The organism is Streptomyces daliensis (genome assembly GCF_054782395.1).
Map to the genome: position 1 here is coordinate 73,004 of NZ_BAAGSO010000133.1, position 14,702 is coordinate 87,705.

Consider the following 14,702-nt stretch of genomic DNA (forward strand, 5'->3'; position numbering starts at 1 on the left):
TACCCGGCGGTCGCGGCCCCATGCCTGTGGGGATGTTCACGACCGCACAAGGGGTGAAAACCCCTGCATACAGGGGCAGATGGGCGCCGCACGCTCGTCTAGGGTCTGGCCATGCGTACCACCGGAACTTCCCCCTCCAGCGGAGGCACACGGCCCGCACCCGCACCCGCACACCGCGACCCCTCCGCACGCCGCGACCACCCCGTCCGCGTCCTGCGGCACGTGTGGATACCGCTCGAGGACGGGACGCGGCTCGCCGCCCGTGTCTGGCTGCCCGCCGACGCCACGGGACCCGTCCCGGCGGTGCTGGAGTACATCCCGTACCGCAAGAACGACGGCACCGCGCCCCGCGACGTCACCCTCCACGGACAGTTCGCGCGGGCGGGGTACGCGGCGGTCCGCGTCGACTGCCGTGGCAGCGGGGACTCGGACGGCGTCATGCTCGACGAGTACCACCCCACCGAGCTGGCCGACGCGTTCGAAGTCCTCGCCTGGATCGAGGAGCAGGAGTGGTCCGACGGGCAGGTCGCGATCATCGGCAAGGCTTGGGGCGGCTTCAACGGGCTCCGGATCGCCGCGCTCGACCCGCCCCAGTTGCGCTGCGTCGTCACCGTCTGTTCCACAGACGACCGTTACGCGGACGACGTGCACTACGCGGGCGGCTCGCTGCTCGCCTCCGAGATGCTGCCCTTCGCGGCGACGATGCTCGCCTGCAACGCCCGTCCCGGAGACCCCGCCGTGCTCGGCGACTCCTGGCGCGCGAAGTGGCTGGAGCGGCTGGAGAATACCGTCCCGTACGCCGAGGAGTGGGTCTCCCACCAGCGGCGGGACGCGTACTGGGCGCACGGTTCGGTCTGCGAGGACTACTCCGCGATCAAGGTGCCCGTCTACGCGGTCGGCGGCTGGCTCGACCCGCACAGGGGAGCCGTCCTCCGGCTGATGGAGGGTCTGGACGCGGCGGGCGTGCCCGTCAAGGCCATGATCGGGCCCTGGGCGCACACCTATCCGCACCAGGCGGAGCCCGGGCCCGCGATGGACTTCCAGGGCGAGTGCGTGCGCTGGTTCGCGCACTGGATGGGCCCCGACGGCCCCGACGGCGGCGAGGACACCGACACCGGCGAAGGGATCATGGACGAGCCCCGGCTGCGCGTGTGGATGCCGGACCCCGTACCCGTCGGCTCCGACCGCGAGACGCGCCCCGGACGCTGGGTCGCCGAGCCCTCCTGGCCCGCGCCCGGCGTCGAGCACCGCCGCATCCCACTGGCCGGGCCCGACGGGCTGACCAGGCCGGACGGCGGGCCCGGGACCGCCGTGCTGCGCTCGCCGCTCGCACTCGGCGCCGCCTCCGGCGACTTCCTCAAGTCCGGTGACGTGCCGGGCCGGGACACGGACCAGGCCGCCGACGACGGCCGCTCGTACACCTTCACCGGACCTCCGCTCCCCGAGCGGCTGGAGATCCTGGGCGCGCCCGAGGTCACCCTGCGCGTCACCAGCGACAGCGCCCAGGCGCAGTTGGCCGTGCGGCTGTGCGAGGTCGCCCCTGACGGCAGCTCGCGGCTGGTCACGACGGGCCTGCTCAATCTCACCCACCGCGACGGGCACGCCGAACCCGGGCCGCTGGAGCCCGGCCGGGCCTACGAGGTGACCGTGCCGCTCTTCGCAACAGGGCACGCCTTCGGCGCGGGCAACAGGGTGCGCGTCGCCGTCTCCGCCTCGCTGTGGCCGTGGGCCTGGCCCTCGCCCGAGGAGGTGGCGCTCACGCTCGACACCGGGTACGGCGAACTGACGCTTCCCGTACGGGAGCCGCGCCCCGACGAGGAGGCCGCGCTGCGCCCGTACGGCCCGCCCCGCGAGGGCCCGCCGCACAGCGTCTGGCTGACCCCGATCCCGGGCGAGCGGCGCGTCGAGTACGACGCGGAGACCGGCGAGCAGGTGATCACCACCACCCCGGCCGACGGGGTCATGACCGACCACGCCGACGGGCTGACCCGCGGCGGCGAGGCCCTCGACCGCTTCCGCCTCGTCGAGGGCGACCCGCTCTCGGCGACCGTCGAGAGCGAGCGCGAGGAGACTCTGAGCAGAGGAGAGTGGGCCGTGCGTGTGCACACTCGTTCCCGGATGACCGCCGACGCGCACGAGTTCTGCGTCGTCAACCACCTGGCCGCCTACGAGACCGTGACCGGGACCGAGGCCGACGGGGAGGGTGCCGCCGAGCGCGAGGTCTTCGCGCGTACGTGGACGTTCTCCGTGCCCAGGGACCAGGTGTGAAGGTGTGAGTGTCCCCGCCCCGGGGCTCAGCCGGCGAGGTCCTTCTCGATCTCGTCCAGGACGCGGTTCGCCGCCGTGTAGCCGATGCCCTGGATCCACAGCTCGTCCTCGACGTGGAAGACCTGGCCGTCCTTCACCGCCCGCATGTTCTTCCACAGCGGGCTCTTGACCGCCTTCTCCTCGCCCGACTTCCCGGGGCTGCCGTAGGAGGTGTAGAAGACGGCGTCCGCGTCGGCCTCGTCGATCCGTTCGGGGCTGATGTCCGTCGCGAGGCCGCCGTAGTCCTTCGCCTCCCGCGCCACCTTCGGGCGGCCGAGGCCGACGTCCTTCAGGACGGTGGCGATGAAGCTCTTCTCGCCGTAGACGCGGGTGTCGGCGCCCTCGACGAACCGGACGACGTTCGTCTCGATGTCCTTCGCCTCCGCCGCGCCGCCGAGCGCGGCGGTGACCTCGCCCGCGTGCCTCTCGTAGTCGGCGAGGACCTTCTCGGCCTCGTCCTTCTTGCCGAGCGCGTCGGCGTGCGTGCGGAAGTTCCGCTTCCAGGGGTAGCCCGTCGACTCGGTCATCACCGTGGGCGCGATGGCCTTGAGCTGCGAGTAGTTCTTGTCGTCCCGCACGGCGCTGGTGAGGATGAGGTCCGGCTTCAGCGCGGCGATCTTCTCCAGGCTGGGCGAGCCGATGGTGCCGACGTTCTCGATGCCCTCCACCTTCTCGTCGGGCAGATAGCCGAGGAAGCTCTTGCCGACGTCGGCCTTCGTCGCGCCGACCGGCTTGACGCCCAGCGTGACCGCGGAGTCCAGCTCGGCGGTGTCCAGGACCACCACGCGCTCCGGCTCGTTCGGCACGGAGACCACGCCCTTGGCCGTCTTCACGGGGTGCGTGCCCTGGTTCCGCTTCGCGCCTCCGTCCGCGTCCGGGTCCGGGTCCGCTCCCGAGCCGCACGCCGAGAGGCCCAGCGCGGCCGAGAGCAGGAGCGCGACGACGGTGGCGCGGCGCCGTCGCTGGAGGGATGAGGGGGAGGTCGCCTTCATGGGTTCGCCTTCCTGGGAGAGCGGGACGTGCTCGGGGAACGGAGGGGGACGGCGTCCTCGGGGGCCTCGCCGTGGCCGTGGCGGTGACCGTGACCGTGGTCGTGGCCGTCGTCCGGCTGCCACGGCGACCCCGGCACGACCAGGGGCGAGCCCGTCACCGGGTCGGGCACCACGACCGACTCCAGCCCGAAGACCTCCCGTACGAGACGCGCGTCGACGATGTCCGAGGGCCGGCCCCGCGCCACGATCCGGCCCTCCCGCATGGCGACGAGGTGGTCGGCGTAGCGCGCCGCCTGGTTGAGGTCGTGCAGCACCATCACGACCGTACGGCCGCGTTCGCGGTTCAACTGCCGCACCAGATCCAGGACTTCGACCTGATGGGCGATGTCGAGATACGTCGTCGGCTCGTCGAGCAGCAGCAGATCCGTCTCCTGCGCCAGCGCCATCGCGATCCACACGCGCTGCCGCTGCCCGCCCGACAGCTCGTCCACGGGACGCGCGGCGAGCCCGGCCGTGTCCGTACGCTCCATCGCGTCCGTCACCGCGCGCTCGTCCTCCGCCGACCACTGCTGCCACCAGCGCTGATGCGGCTGACGGCCGCGCGAGACGAGATCCGCGACGGTGATCGCCTCCGGCGCGGCAGGCGACTGCGGCAACAGGCCGACCGCCAGGGCGATCTGCCGCGTCGGCACACTCGCCAGCTCCCGCCCGTCCAGCAGCACGCTGCCGCCGCGCGGCTTCAGCAGCCGCCCCAGCGCGCGCAGCGTCGTGGACTTGCCGCAGGCGTTCGGGCCGACGACGACGGTGACCTCGCCGTCCGGCACATCGAGGTCCAGGCCGGTGACGACCGTACGGTCGTCGTACGCGAGCGTCAGCCCCCGCGCTGCGAGCCGGGAAGGTGTGCGGTCCGTGCTGCTGCTCATGCGGTGGCTCCGGTACGGGAGTTACGGGTCCGGGCATGGGGGGCCCGGCCGCCGCCACCGCTCCGCAGCAGCAGCCAGATCAGATACGGGGCACCGATCGCCGCCGTCAGCACCCCCACGGGCAGCTCCGTCGGCGCGAACAGCCTGCGCGCCAGCAGATCGCCGACGGTGACGATGAACGCGCCCAGCAAGGCCGAGGACAGCAGCGGGATCTGCGCGGTACGGGTGAGGCGGCGCGCGATCTGCGGGGCCAGCAGCGCGACGAAGTCGACGGGGCCCGCCGCGCCCGTGGCGACCGAGGCCAGCACGACGCCCGTCAGCGTCAGGCCCAGGCGGGTGCGGCCGAGGCGGACGCCGAGCGCGGTGGCGGTATCGTCGTCGAGGACGACGTTCCGCTGCGCGCGTGCCGCCCACACCACGCACGGCAGCGCCACCAGCAGCGCGACGCCCAACGGCACCGCCTGCTCCGTGCCCCGGCCGTTCAGCGAACCGGTCATCCACACCTTGGCCTGCTGCGCCACCAGATAGTCGCCCTTGGTCAGGAAGAGCTGGGTGACGGAGCGCAGCGCGACGGAGACGCCGATGCCGATCAGCACGAAGCGGGCCGCGTGCCGCGCGGCGTGCGGGCCGCCGCGCCAGGCGACGGCGTACACCAGCGCGGCGGCGAGGACGCCGCCCGCGACGGAGAGATACGGCAGCACGGCGGACGACGTCACCCCGAACGTCATCGCGCCCACCGTCACCGCGGCCGCGCCGTGCGTGACGCCGATGATCTCCGGGCTCGCGAGGGGGTTGCGGGCGACGGTCTGGATCAGGGCCCCGGCGACGCCCAGCGCGGCGCCCGCCATGAGGCCGACGAGGAGGCGGGGGAGGCGGAGCGTGCGGACGACCAGCTCGTCCGGAGACGGCTGGTCGAGCAGGACCCTGATGACCTCGGCCGGTGACACGGTGGTCTCGCCGAGGGTGAGGGCCGCGACGGTCGCCGCGGCGAGTGCCACGGCGAGCATGGCGGCGGTGGCGCCGGCACGCCGATGCACCAGGAACGAGACCGCCCCCACCCTGAGGGCCCGCACGTCACTCATCCGTCAACTCCCCTTCCGGGGTTGGCCCTTCACGGGGGTGTTGCGCGGGACGGGTCCCCTTCGCGGGGGGCGGAAGGAAACGGGGGGTGCCCCGTGCGTCGGGGGTGTTGCGCGGGACGGTTGGCCGGTGTGGTGGGTGCCGTAGGGTCCCGCGCCGATTTTTGTGACCCTGTCCGGGGGTGCCGTCGTGTGGCTTGGCGCCGTGTTCGGGTGCCTGGCCGGTGGCTTCGGCGCGGCGTGTGGTTGCGGTGCGGTGCGGCTGGCGCCGCGTGGTTGTTGGTTTGTGCCGGTGGTCGTGTGGGGTTGGTGTGTGGTGGGGGTCGGTGCCGTGCCGGGGTGTCTCCTCGGGCGGCGACAAGTGCGGGTCGGCTTTTCGTGCCTGCACATACTCGTCGCCACCACTTGCGGGGACACCCCACCACGTCCCCTCCCACCCGGTGGCCACCAGCAGGTCGGTGCCCCCTCACCCCTCCGCTTGTTCCCACGCTGTGGACGGCACGCCATCCTTGTTGTGGGCAGGCGTTCCGCATGGCGAGGGGGCACCTCCCAGCGGTAGCTGGGGGAGGGTGGGCACAACCCACCCACCGGGCCGTAGCACGCGTACGAGAGCCCAGGGGGCAATCGGGTAGGCGCACCCCGTGAAGGGTTCACCTCGGGCCCCGTGAAGGGGTGCTGCCCCGGTGAAGGGGGGACCCTGTGTTTCATGGCGCGCCCCGCGAAGGGGGGCCGCGCCGGAGCAGGGCGATGAGGAACGGGGCGCCGAGGAGCGCCGTCAGCACGCCTGCCGGGACCTCACCGGGCCGCAGCACCACGCGCCCCACCACGTCGGAGACGACAAGCACCGTCGCCCCGAGCACAGCGGCCATGGGCAGCAGCCACCGGTGCCCGCCCCCCACCACCGCGCGAGCGACATGCGGCACGGCGAGCCCCACGAACGCGATGGGCCCGGCGGCGGCCACCCCCACCCCGGTGAGGACGGTCGCGCCGAGGCCGCCCACCACCCGCACCGTCGCGACGTTCTGCCCGAGCCCCTTCGCCACGTCCTCGCCCAGCGCCAGCGCGTCCAGCCCGCGCGCCGCGACGAGGACGAGCAGCACGCCGGCGAGGAGGAACGGCCAGACCTGGCCCGCGATCTGCGCGTCACGCCCTGTCAGCGAGCCGACCTGCCAGAAGCGGAACTCGTCCAGCGTGGCGGCCCGCGTCGTCAGGATCGCGGAGATGACGGAGACGAGGAGCGCGTTGACGGCCGCTCCCGCGAGGGCCAGCGTGACGGGGCTCGCGCCCCCCACGCCGCCCCGTGCCGCCGTCCGCGCGGCGATCGCGTAGACCGCGACCCCGGCGACCGCAGCGCCGAGGAACGCGAACCAGACGTACCCGGCCAGCGTGTGCACCCCGGCGAAGGCGATGGCGCACACGACACCCGCCGACGCGCCCTGGCTGACGCCGAGGATGCCGGGCTCGGCGATGGGGTTGCGGGTCAGGCCCTGCATGACCGTGCCCGCGAGACCGAGCGCGGCGCCGACCATGACGCCGACGACCGTGCGCGGGACGCGCAGCGTGCGCACGACATCCGCCGCGTCCCCGTCGCCGCCGTGCAGCAGGACGTCCCACACCACCGTCGGCGCGATCGGCCGCGCCCCGACCGCGAGGCTCAGCAGCACCGCGCACACCAGCGCGGCGCAGGCGCCGAGGAGGAACCCGGCCCGCCGGACGGCCGCCGCACGCCGCGCGGCACCGGAGCGTCCGCCGCCGTGCGGCCCGTCGGACCGGCCGCCGCCGTCGCCGTCGTCAGCCGTGCCGTGCGAGGGCCGGTGCGGTGGAGTCGTCGGAGCAACTGGCATCGCGTCCTCGGCACTTGGCTCGCGGGGATCGGTCAGCTTAGGCGGACCTCAGTTTACGGGCCAGGGCAAGGCAGAATGTTCGACATGGATTCGCACGTCCCGCCCCAGCAGCCCCAGCACGGCCCGACGGTCGGCTTCGATCTCGACATGACGCTGATCGACTCCCGTCCTGGCATCAAGGCCACGTACGAGGCGCTGCGCGCCGAGACCGGCACGTACATCGACGCGGATCTCGCCATCACCCGCCTCGGCCCGCCGCTGGAGACGGAGCTGGCGCACTGGTTCCCGGCCGAGGAGATCGCGGCGGTGGGCGAGCGCTACCGCGAGCTGTACCCCGCGTACGCCATCGGCCCGTCCCCGGCCATGCCGGGCGCGCGGGAGGCGGTCGCCGCGGTGCGGGCCGCGGGGGGCCGTGCCGTCGTCGTCACAGCGAAGCACGAGCCGAACGCCAAGCTGCACCTCGCGCACCTGGGCATCGAGCCGGACGCGACCGTCGGCTGGCTGTGGGCGGAGGCCAAGGCGGAGGCGCTGCGCGAGCACGGTGCGACGGTCTACGTCGGCGACCACATCGGCGACGTGCGCGGCGCGAAGGCCGCCGACGCGCTCTCGGTCGCGGTGCCGACGGGGCCGTGCGACGCGGCGGAGCTGCGCGAGGCCGGTGCGGATGTGGTGCTGGAGGGCGGGCTCGGGGAGTTCCCCGCCTGGCTGGCCGCGTACACGGCGGCCTGAGCCCTCGCGGCCCTCGGGCCTCCCGGGAGCTACGACTTCGCCGCGCGCCGCTGCGCCGCCGCCGACCGCACGACCCCCGCCGCGGCGAGCACGAAGCCCGCGCCCATCAGCATGCAGACGAAGTACGCCGGGGCCGGAAAGGGCTCCGTACCCAGGAACAGCGGGGCCACGGTGACCACCGTGGCGACGGCGCCGAGGAGGAAGACGACGCCTCCGAGGCGTACGAGAAGATCACCAGCGCGGGACGTTTCAGCGTTCACAAGCCCAGGGTAATTCGGTGAGCAAGTGCACCGAGGAACCCCTCGGCGGCATCTTGTCACCGGGCTCCGGACCATTAGCCTTGGTGCTTAGCGGGTCATGCGGCCCGCTCGACTGCTATTCAGACCCTTTTCAGGTTGTTTCCAGATTGCGGCAGCCCGGCTGCCCGGACGAGTACGAGGACGAGGACAGACGTGCCTACCGGCAAGGTCAAGTGGTTCAACAGTGAGAAGGGCTTCGGCTTCCTCTCCCGCGACGACGGCGGTGACGTCTTCGTGCACTCGTCAGTGCTCCCCGACGGCGTGGACAGCCTCAAGCCCGGACAGCGTGTGGAGTTCGGCGTCGTCGCAGGCCAGCGCGGTGACCAGGCACTCTCGGTCGCGCTGCTCGACCCTGCGCCCTCTGTCGCGGCGGCCCAGCGCCGCAAGCCGGACGAACTGGCCTCCATCGTCCAGGACCTCACCACCCTGCTGGACGGCGTCTCGCAGTCCCTGGAGCGCGGCCGTTACCCGGACAAGCAGCACGGCCGCAAGATCGCGGGCATGCTCCGCGCCGTAGCAGACCAACTGGACGTCTGAGCCCCGCCGCCCCCGTCCAGGGCGCCCGGGGCGGTCCGCCACCGCCCCGGGACCTGTTTCACCTACCGGCCGACCGGCCGATCACGCGCCGAAGCCGCGCGCCGTCGCCGGTGCGACGTGTCTACGGGAAGGCCAGCGCGTCCGGCCGCAGCGGCGGCACGAGCCCTTCCGCCGCCGCCCTGGTGAGCAGGCCGCGCACCGCCGCGTAGCCGTCCTCGCCGAGGTCGGCCGTGAACTCGTTGACGTAGAGCCCGATGTGCTGATCGGCGACGGCCGGGTCCATCTCCTGCGCGTGTTCCATTACGTACGGACGCGACGCCTCGGTGTCGTCCCAGGCCATCCGCACGGACGCCGTCGCCGACTCCGCCAGCACGCGCAGCGTCTCCTCGCCCAGCGAGCGCTTGGCGATGATGGCGCCGAGCGGGATGGGCAGCCCGGTGGTGGCCTCCCAGTGCTCGCCCATGTCGGCGAGGCAGTGCAGGCCGTACTCCTGGTAGGTGAACCGGGCCTCGTGGATGACCAGTCCGGCGTCCACCTTGCCGTCGCGCACGGCGGGCATGATCTCGTGGAACGGCATCACGACGACCTCGCCGACACCGCCCGGCACCTCGTCGGCCGCCCACAGCCGGAAGAGGAGGTACGCCGTCGAGCGCTCGCTCGGCACGGCGACCGTCTTGCCGCTCAGCGACGCACCGGACGCGCCGGACGTGCCGGACTCGCGGGTGAGCACCAGCGGGCCGCAGCCGCGGCCGAGCGCGCCGCCGCACGGCAGCAGCGCGTACTCCTCCAGCACCCAGGGCAGCACCGCGTAGGACACCTTCAGGATGTCCAGTTCGCCGCGTTCGGCCATGCCGTTGGTGATGTCGATGTCCGCGAAGGTGACGTCGAGCGGGGGAGCGCCGGGGACGCGGCCGTGGGCCCAGGCGTCGAAGGCGAAGGTGTCATTGGGGCACGGTGAGAACGCGATCTTCAGCGGTCCGCCGACGCCCGTTCCGGTGTCGCTGCCGCTGTCGCTGTCGGTGCTGCTCATGCCTTCCATGCTCGCAGCACGGGCAACAGCGCCTCGAAGGCACCCCCGAGCGCGCCGAGCGCCTCGGGGATGCGCCACGCGGCGCGGTCGCGGGGTCCGACGGGGTTGGAGACGGTACGGATCTCCAGCACCGGCACCCCGTGCGCCGCGGCCGCCTCCGCGACGCCGAAGCCCTCCATGGCCTCGGCGGCCGCGCCCGGGTGGAGCGCGGCCAGTTCGGCGGCCCGCTCGGCGGTGCCGGTCACGGTGGAGACGGTGAGCACGGGCCCGGTGACGGCACCCGTCGCCCCGGCGGCGGCGCGCACCAGACCGGCCGGGGGGTGGTGCGTGTCGGTGCCGAAGCCGAGTGCGGTGACGGGCGCGAAGCCCTCGGCCGTACGTGCGCCCAGATCGGCCGCGACGATCGCCGACGCGACGACGACAGCGCCGGTCCCTGTTCCAGGGGCCGCGAAGCCGCCGCCGATCCCCGCCGAGACGACCAGCCCGTACGGCTCGTCCGCGACGGCGGCCGCGGTCAGCGCCGTCGCCGTCCCCGCGGCAGCGGCGGCGGGGCCGACACCGGCGGCCAGGACGTCGAGCACGGGGAGGGCTTGGCCGGGTCCGTCGTCGGCGGCGTCGGCGGGCCGCACGCGGTGTGCCTCGTAGCCGCCGGGGAGGGCGCGCCGCCCCGGCTCCTCGCCGCAGGCGCGCGTCACCGCGTCGCGCTCGGGCGCGACGGCGGTGACGACGAGGACGTTCACGGGATGCGGTCCTGGGGAGCCGGTGGGGGTCAGTCGTCGCTCTTGAGCTTCAGGTGCCAGATGCCCTTGAACTCGCTGCCGTCCGCCACGACGATGCTGACCTGCGCGGTGTCCGTCGACGTGGCCTGCCCGCCGGCGCTCTGCTGCTGGAAGAAGGCGTCACCGGGGAAGGTGTAGTACGTCTTCTTGATCGGATCGGGCAGCGCGGGCTGGCCGTTGACGAACAGCAGCCAGCCGTCCTCGGCCATGTCCGGCTCGACGCCGACGCGCAGCTTGTCGCCCAGGCCGACCGTGACGGTCTTCTCGGCCTTCTTGCTCAGGCACTTCTTGGCCTCACCCTGCGGGATGGCCTTGCCGTCGTTGTAGCAGGCGGCCTCTGTGGTCACGCTGTCGCCGTTGACGGTCGCGGTCGCCACGGGGGTGGGCTTCTCGCAGGCGGAGAGGGCGAGAAGGCCGAGGGAGACGGCACCGATGGCAGTGGCGGTGCGGACACCCCGCCGGGAGATCGCGTAGCTCATAGCGGGCAGGCTACCGGGCGGTCGGGGTCAGGCGACGCGGGGGTGCGGCGTGCCGCGTCCCGCGGAGGTCAGCAGACCCCGTACGGTCGTCGCCGCTCCGGCCGCGACGACGGCGGCGCCGACACCCATGCCGAGCGGCCCGATCAGCGGCAGCGCGATGCCGACGGCCCCGCCCGCGACCCACGACATCTGCATCAGCGTCTCCGAGCGCGCGAAAGCCGACGTACGGACCTCCTCGGGCACGTCGCGCTGGATCAGCGCGTCGAGCGACAGCTTGCCGAGCGCCTGCGCGATCCCGGCCGTGGCGGCGACGGCGGTCACGAGGACGGTGCCGTAGAGCGCGGCGGCCGTCACCGTCGCGGCCAGCGCGAGGGCCAGCACCGTCGCGATGATCACCTCGGGCCCGCGCGCCCTGAGCCAGGCGCCGATGGCCGTGCCCAGCGCGTTCCCCGTACCGGCCGCGACGCCCACGAGGGCGAGGGAGAACGCCGCCGACAGCCCTGACAGCGGATGCTCGCGCAGGAGGAAGGCGAGGAAGAAGGTGAGGAAGCCGGAGAGTGCGCGCAGCGAGGAGTTGGCGAGGAGCCCGGCGCGCACGGAGACCCCGACCGTCCGCAGCCCCGGCCGCCGCCCGCTCCCGCCCTCGCCTTCCTCGGCCGGGCCCGGGTCCTGCTCCGAGTGCGTACGGGCGAGGCGGACGCGCCGCTCGCCCTTCGCCGAGTCGACCTTGTGGGGGAGGGAGAAGGAGAGAAAGGTGCCGAGTACGAAGACGGCGAAGGCCCCGTACAGCGGCCAGGGCTCGCCGAGCTGATGCAGCCCGGCGCCGATCGGGGCCGCCGCACCCGTGGCGAGCAGCCCGGCGAGCGTCACCCGCGAATTCGCCTTGACCAGCGAGAACGCGCGCGGCAGCAGCCGCGGCACGACGGCGGAGCGCACCACTCCGTACGCCTTCGACGACACCAGCACCCCGAGCGCCGCCGGATACAGCTCAAGACCGCCCGTCGCCACGGCCCCCGCCATCGCCAGCGCGAGCAGCGCCCGCGCCAGCATCGCCGCGGCCATCGCCGCGCGCCGCCCGTGCGGCACGCGGTCCAGCAGCGGCCCGATCACGGGCGCCAGCAGCGCGAAGGGGGCCATGGTGACGAGGAGGTACAGCGCGACCCTGCCGCGCGCCTCGCCCGTCGGCACGGAGAAGAAGATGGTCGAGGCGAGCGCGACGGTGATCATCATGTCGCCCGCCGAGTTCACCGCGTGCAGCTCGATCAGCTTGCCCAGACCCGACTCGCCCGCGCCCTGCGCGTGCGTCGCGCGGCGGACACGGCGCGCCAGCGCGGCGGGCGGGTGCCTTACGGCACGCGCCGCACGCCGCAGCGGATGAGGACGGGGCTCTGGCGCCACGGACTCCAGTGTGCCCCAGCGGTGCGCCCGGGACGCGTGACCGACGGGTTCCCCGTGTCCCGTCCGCCCCGGCGGCGCGGGTCGCGGGGCGGCCCCGCCCGCGCGGTACCCGGTGCGGCGCCGCGCGGCCTTCCGGGGGACTTTCGACACGTGTCCGACGGCCGCGTAAGGGCCCCGGCGCCCCGTGCCGCGGCCGTATTCCGGCGCTCGACGGGCGGCGCCGCGCGCCCCGGCGCCGCCTCTCGGAGTCCTCTTAGCTCCCTCTCCTACATACCTCTCGTAATCCGTGGGGTAGCGTGGGTAAACGGTGCGCTCCGCACGGCCCCCGAGCGGTGGCGCGGACGTCGCAGCGGTCCTCGGGTTCCGCTCCGTCCACTCCCCGCCGTCCTTTCGTCGGCCGCCGTACGGGCAGCGCACGCCGACAACGGCGCTACGGCGTAGGAGAGACGATTCTTGTGAGTGCTGCATGAGTGCCGCGACGAGTGCCGCGACGACAGCGTCGCCGACGCGAAGCGCCCGCGCCCGCCGCGCCCCCGACCGGCTGTGCGCCGAGGCGGTGGACCTCGCGCGCGAGGCGGTCGAGGAGACCGCGGGAAGCGGGTCGGTCGGGCCGCACATCGAGGCCGTGGCCGACGCCGACCGCGTGGTGACGCACCTCTTCGAATGCCTCGACCCCGCCTATCGCGGGTGGCGCTGGGCGGCGACGGTCGCGCGCGCCTCGCGGGCGAAGGTCGTCACGCTGGACGAGACCGTCCTCCTCCCAGGGCCCGACTCCCTCCTCGCCCCCGAATGGGTGCCCTGGAGCGAGCGGCTGCGCCCCGGCGACCTCGGGCCCGGCGACCTCCTGCCGACCGAAGCGGAGGACCTCCGGCTGGAGCCGGGCTTCTCCGGCGAGGAGGAGCCGCCGCCGAACTCCGCGCTCTCCGAAGAGGCGCGGCACCGTGCGGAGCTGGCCGAGCGGGCGGCGCTGCGAGACGGTGCGGAGGCCGACGGCGTCGAGGACCTCGAAGTCTGGCCCGGTTCGCCGAACGGGGCGTCCCCGGACGCGGACGCTTCGGGTGAGGCCGAGGCCGTCGGCGCTCCCGCGCGGGGCAGCATCGCGGCTGTCGCCGAGGAACTGGGCATGCCACGTCCGCGGGTCCTCTCCCGCTATGGGCTGCACGCGGCGGCGGACCGCTGGGAGGAGTCCTACGGGCCCAAGACGGCCATGGCGCAGGCCGCGCCCGCGAACTGTGTGAGCTGCGGGTTTCTTGTGCCGCTCTCCGGGTCGTTGCGGCAGGCGTTCGGGGTCTGCGCGAACGAGTTCAGTCCCGCTGACGGGCGGGTCGTGTCGTTGGCGTTCGGCTGTGGGGGGCACTCCGAGGCCGCGGTGATGCCGCGTCCGCCCCAGCCGCCCCCCCACGTCATCGACGAAACCCTCGCCGACGACTTCACCCTCCACGACACCCCTTCGCGGGGTGCGGAAGGGAACGGGGGGTTGGCCTTTTGACGGGGGTGTTGCGCGGGACGGTTGTCCGGTGTGGTGCGCGCTGTAGGGTCCCGCGCTGATTTTGTGCCGCTGCACGGGGCGCTGCGCTGGGCTTGGCGCCGTGTTCGGGTGCGGCTGTGTGGCTACGGCGCGGCCTATGGATCGGTGCTTTGCGGCTGGCGCCGCGTGTTTCTTGGCTCGGGTCGTGGTTGTGGGTGTGTGGGTGGTGGGTGTCCGGTGCCGGGGTGGGGTGTCTCCTCGGCGTGAAGGTCTCGTTTACGGCTTTCCGCCGGTGACTTTCTCGACCTGCGGGGACACCCCACCCCGTCCCCGTCCCGCCGGTGGCCCACTGCCCGGTTCCGGGTGCGCCAATGCCCACCCCCCCTTCGCGGGGTGCGACTGCGCGCCTTGCCGTGTGGCGGCCCACCCCCAGCGCGGGACCTGCGGTCCCCACTCCACGGGCCGACCGTCCCGCGCAACACCCCCTTGGCAGGGGGTGCCTACCCGAGTGCCCCTTTGGGGTTTCGTTCGCGTGGTGCGGGCCGGTGGCACGGGTTGTGCCCACCCTCCCCCAGCTACCGCTGGGAGGTGCCCCCTCGCCGAGCGGGACGCTTGCCCACAACAATGGGGTGAGCCACCGCCGTCAGCGTCCCGCGACAGGGGCGGAGGCCCTCCGGCGCGGCACGGGGGTGGGCGCATCGGTGCCAGCGATGTACCGGCACACAGCGTGGGGACAAGCGGAGGGGGCACCGGCCCGAGGTTGGCCACCGGGTGGGAGGGGACGTGGTGGGGTGTCCCCGCAAGTGGTGGCGACGAGTATGTACAGGCAGCCGAAAAG

Annotated in this window: 13 protein-coding genes; 4 read left to right on the forward strand and 9 right to left on the reverse strand. The window is 73.7% G+C overall.

Going from position 1 to position 14,702, the window contains the following annotated elements:
* Positions 1 to 111 precede the first annotated feature (111 nt).
* Positions 112 to 2,268, forward strand: coding sequence for a CocE/NonD family hydrolase (locus tag ACYVOO_RS37715; RefSeq protein WP_461020242.1), 2,157 nt, complete (start codon positions 112 to 114; stop codon positions 2,266 to 2,268).
* Positions 2,269 to 2,294: 26 nt separating this feature from the next.
* Here the strand turns inward: ACYVOO_RS37715 and ACYVOO_RS37720 are convergent, their stop codons facing one another.
* The 4 genes from ACYVOO_RS37720 to ACYVOO_RS37735 all read right to left on the reverse strand — a co-directional run bounded on the left by ACYVOO_RS37720 (position 2,295) and on the right by ACYVOO_RS37735 (position 7,145).
* Positions 2,295 to 3,299, reverse strand: coding sequence for an ABC transporter substrate-binding protein (locus tag ACYVOO_RS37720; protein WP_461020243.1), 1,005 nt, complete (start codon positions 3,297 to 3,299; stop codon positions 2,295 to 2,297).
* Positions 3,296 to 4,222, reverse strand: coding sequence for an ABC transporter ATP-binding protein (locus ACYVOO_RS37725; RefSeq protein ID WP_461020244.1), 927 nt, complete (start codon positions 4,220 to 4,222; stop codon positions 3,296 to 3,298). Before ACYVOO_RS37725 ends, ACYVOO_RS37720 begins: the two co-directional genes overlap by 4 nt.
* Entirely contained in the window at positions 4,219 to 5,304 is a 1,086-nt protein-coding gene (locus ACYVOO_RS37730) for a FecCD family ABC transporter permease (RefSeq protein ID WP_461020245.1), read from the reverse strand. The genes ACYVOO_RS37725 and ACYVOO_RS37730 overlap by 4 nt, the downstream gene beginning before the upstream one ends.
* Positions 5,305 to 6,005: 701 nt before the next feature.
* Entirely contained in the window at positions 6,006 to 7,145 is a 1,140-nt protein-coding gene (locus tag ACYVOO_RS37735; protein WP_461020246.1) for a FecCD family ABC transporter permease, read from the reverse strand.
* A gap of 84 nt (positions 7,146 to 7,229) precedes the next feature.
* On the opposite strand from ACYVOO_RS37735, the gene ACYVOO_RS37740 reads away from it, so the two are divergent.
* Entirely contained in the window at positions 7,230 to 7,874 is a 645-nt protein-coding gene (locus ACYVOO_RS37740; protein WP_461020247.1) for an HAD family hydrolase, read from the forward strand.
* A gap of 29 nt (positions 7,875 to 7,903) precedes the next feature.
* Here ACYVOO_RS37740 and ACYVOO_RS37745 read toward each other — a convergent pair whose 3' ends face one another.
* Entirely contained in the window at positions 7,904 to 8,134 is a 231-nt protein-coding gene (locus ACYVOO_RS37745; protein WP_461020248.1) for a hypothetical protein, read from the reverse strand.
* 192 nt (positions 8,135 to 8,326) lie between these two features.
* Here ACYVOO_RS37745 and ACYVOO_RS37750 point away from each other — a divergent pair, with 192 nt between their 5' ends.
* Positions 8,327 to 8,710, forward strand: coding sequence for a cold-shock protein (locus ACYVOO_RS37750; RefSeq protein WP_453344782.1), 384 nt, complete (start codon positions 8,327 to 8,329; stop codon positions 8,708 to 8,710).
* Between the two features lie 121 nt (positions 8,711 to 8,831).
* Here ACYVOO_RS37750 and ACYVOO_RS37755 read toward each other — a convergent pair whose 3' ends face one another.
* The 4 genes from ACYVOO_RS37755 to ACYVOO_RS37770 are packed head-to-tail and all read right to left on the reverse strand — an operon-like array spanning position 8,832 to position 12,405.
* The gene (locus ACYVOO_RS37755) at positions 8,832 to 9,740 is read right to left on the reverse strand and encodes a 1,4-dihydroxy-6-naphthoate synthase (protein WP_461020249.1); all 909 of its coding nucleotides are present in this window, start codon (positions 9,738 to 9,740) and stop codon (positions 8,832 to 8,834) included.
* Positions 9,737 to 10,480 carry a futalosine hydrolase gene (locus ACYVOO_RS37760; RefSeq protein ID WP_461020250.1) on the reverse strand — a complete coding sequence of 248 codons (744 nt, stop codon included), beginning with the start codon at positions 10,478 to 10,480 and terminating at the stop codon, positions 9,737 to 9,739. Before ACYVOO_RS37760 ends, ACYVOO_RS37755 begins: the two co-directional genes overlap by 4 nt.
* A 29-nt stretch (positions 10,481 to 10,509) precedes the next feature.
* Positions 10,510 to 10,998, reverse strand: coding sequence for a DUF2771 domain-containing protein (locus ACYVOO_RS37765; RefSeq protein ID WP_461020251.1), 489 nt, complete (start codon positions 10,996 to 10,998; stop codon positions 10,510 to 10,512).
* Positions 10,999 to 11,025: 27 nt separating this feature from the next.
* Positions 11,026 to 12,405: an MFS transporter gene (locus tag ACYVOO_RS37770; protein WP_461020396.1), complete on the reverse strand. Its 1,380-nt coding sequence runs from the start codon at positions 12,403 to 12,405 to the stop codon at positions 11,026 to 11,028.
* Between the two features lie 457 nt (positions 12,406 to 12,862).
* On the opposite strand from ACYVOO_RS37770, the gene ACYVOO_RS37775 reads away from it, so the two are divergent.
* A complete protein-coding gene (locus ACYVOO_RS37775; RefSeq protein ID WP_461020252.1) occupies positions 12,863 to 13,885 on the forward strand; it encodes a DUF3027 domain-containing protein in 1,023 nt (340 codons plus the stop codon).
* Positions 13,886 to 14,702 lie beyond the last annotated feature (817 nt).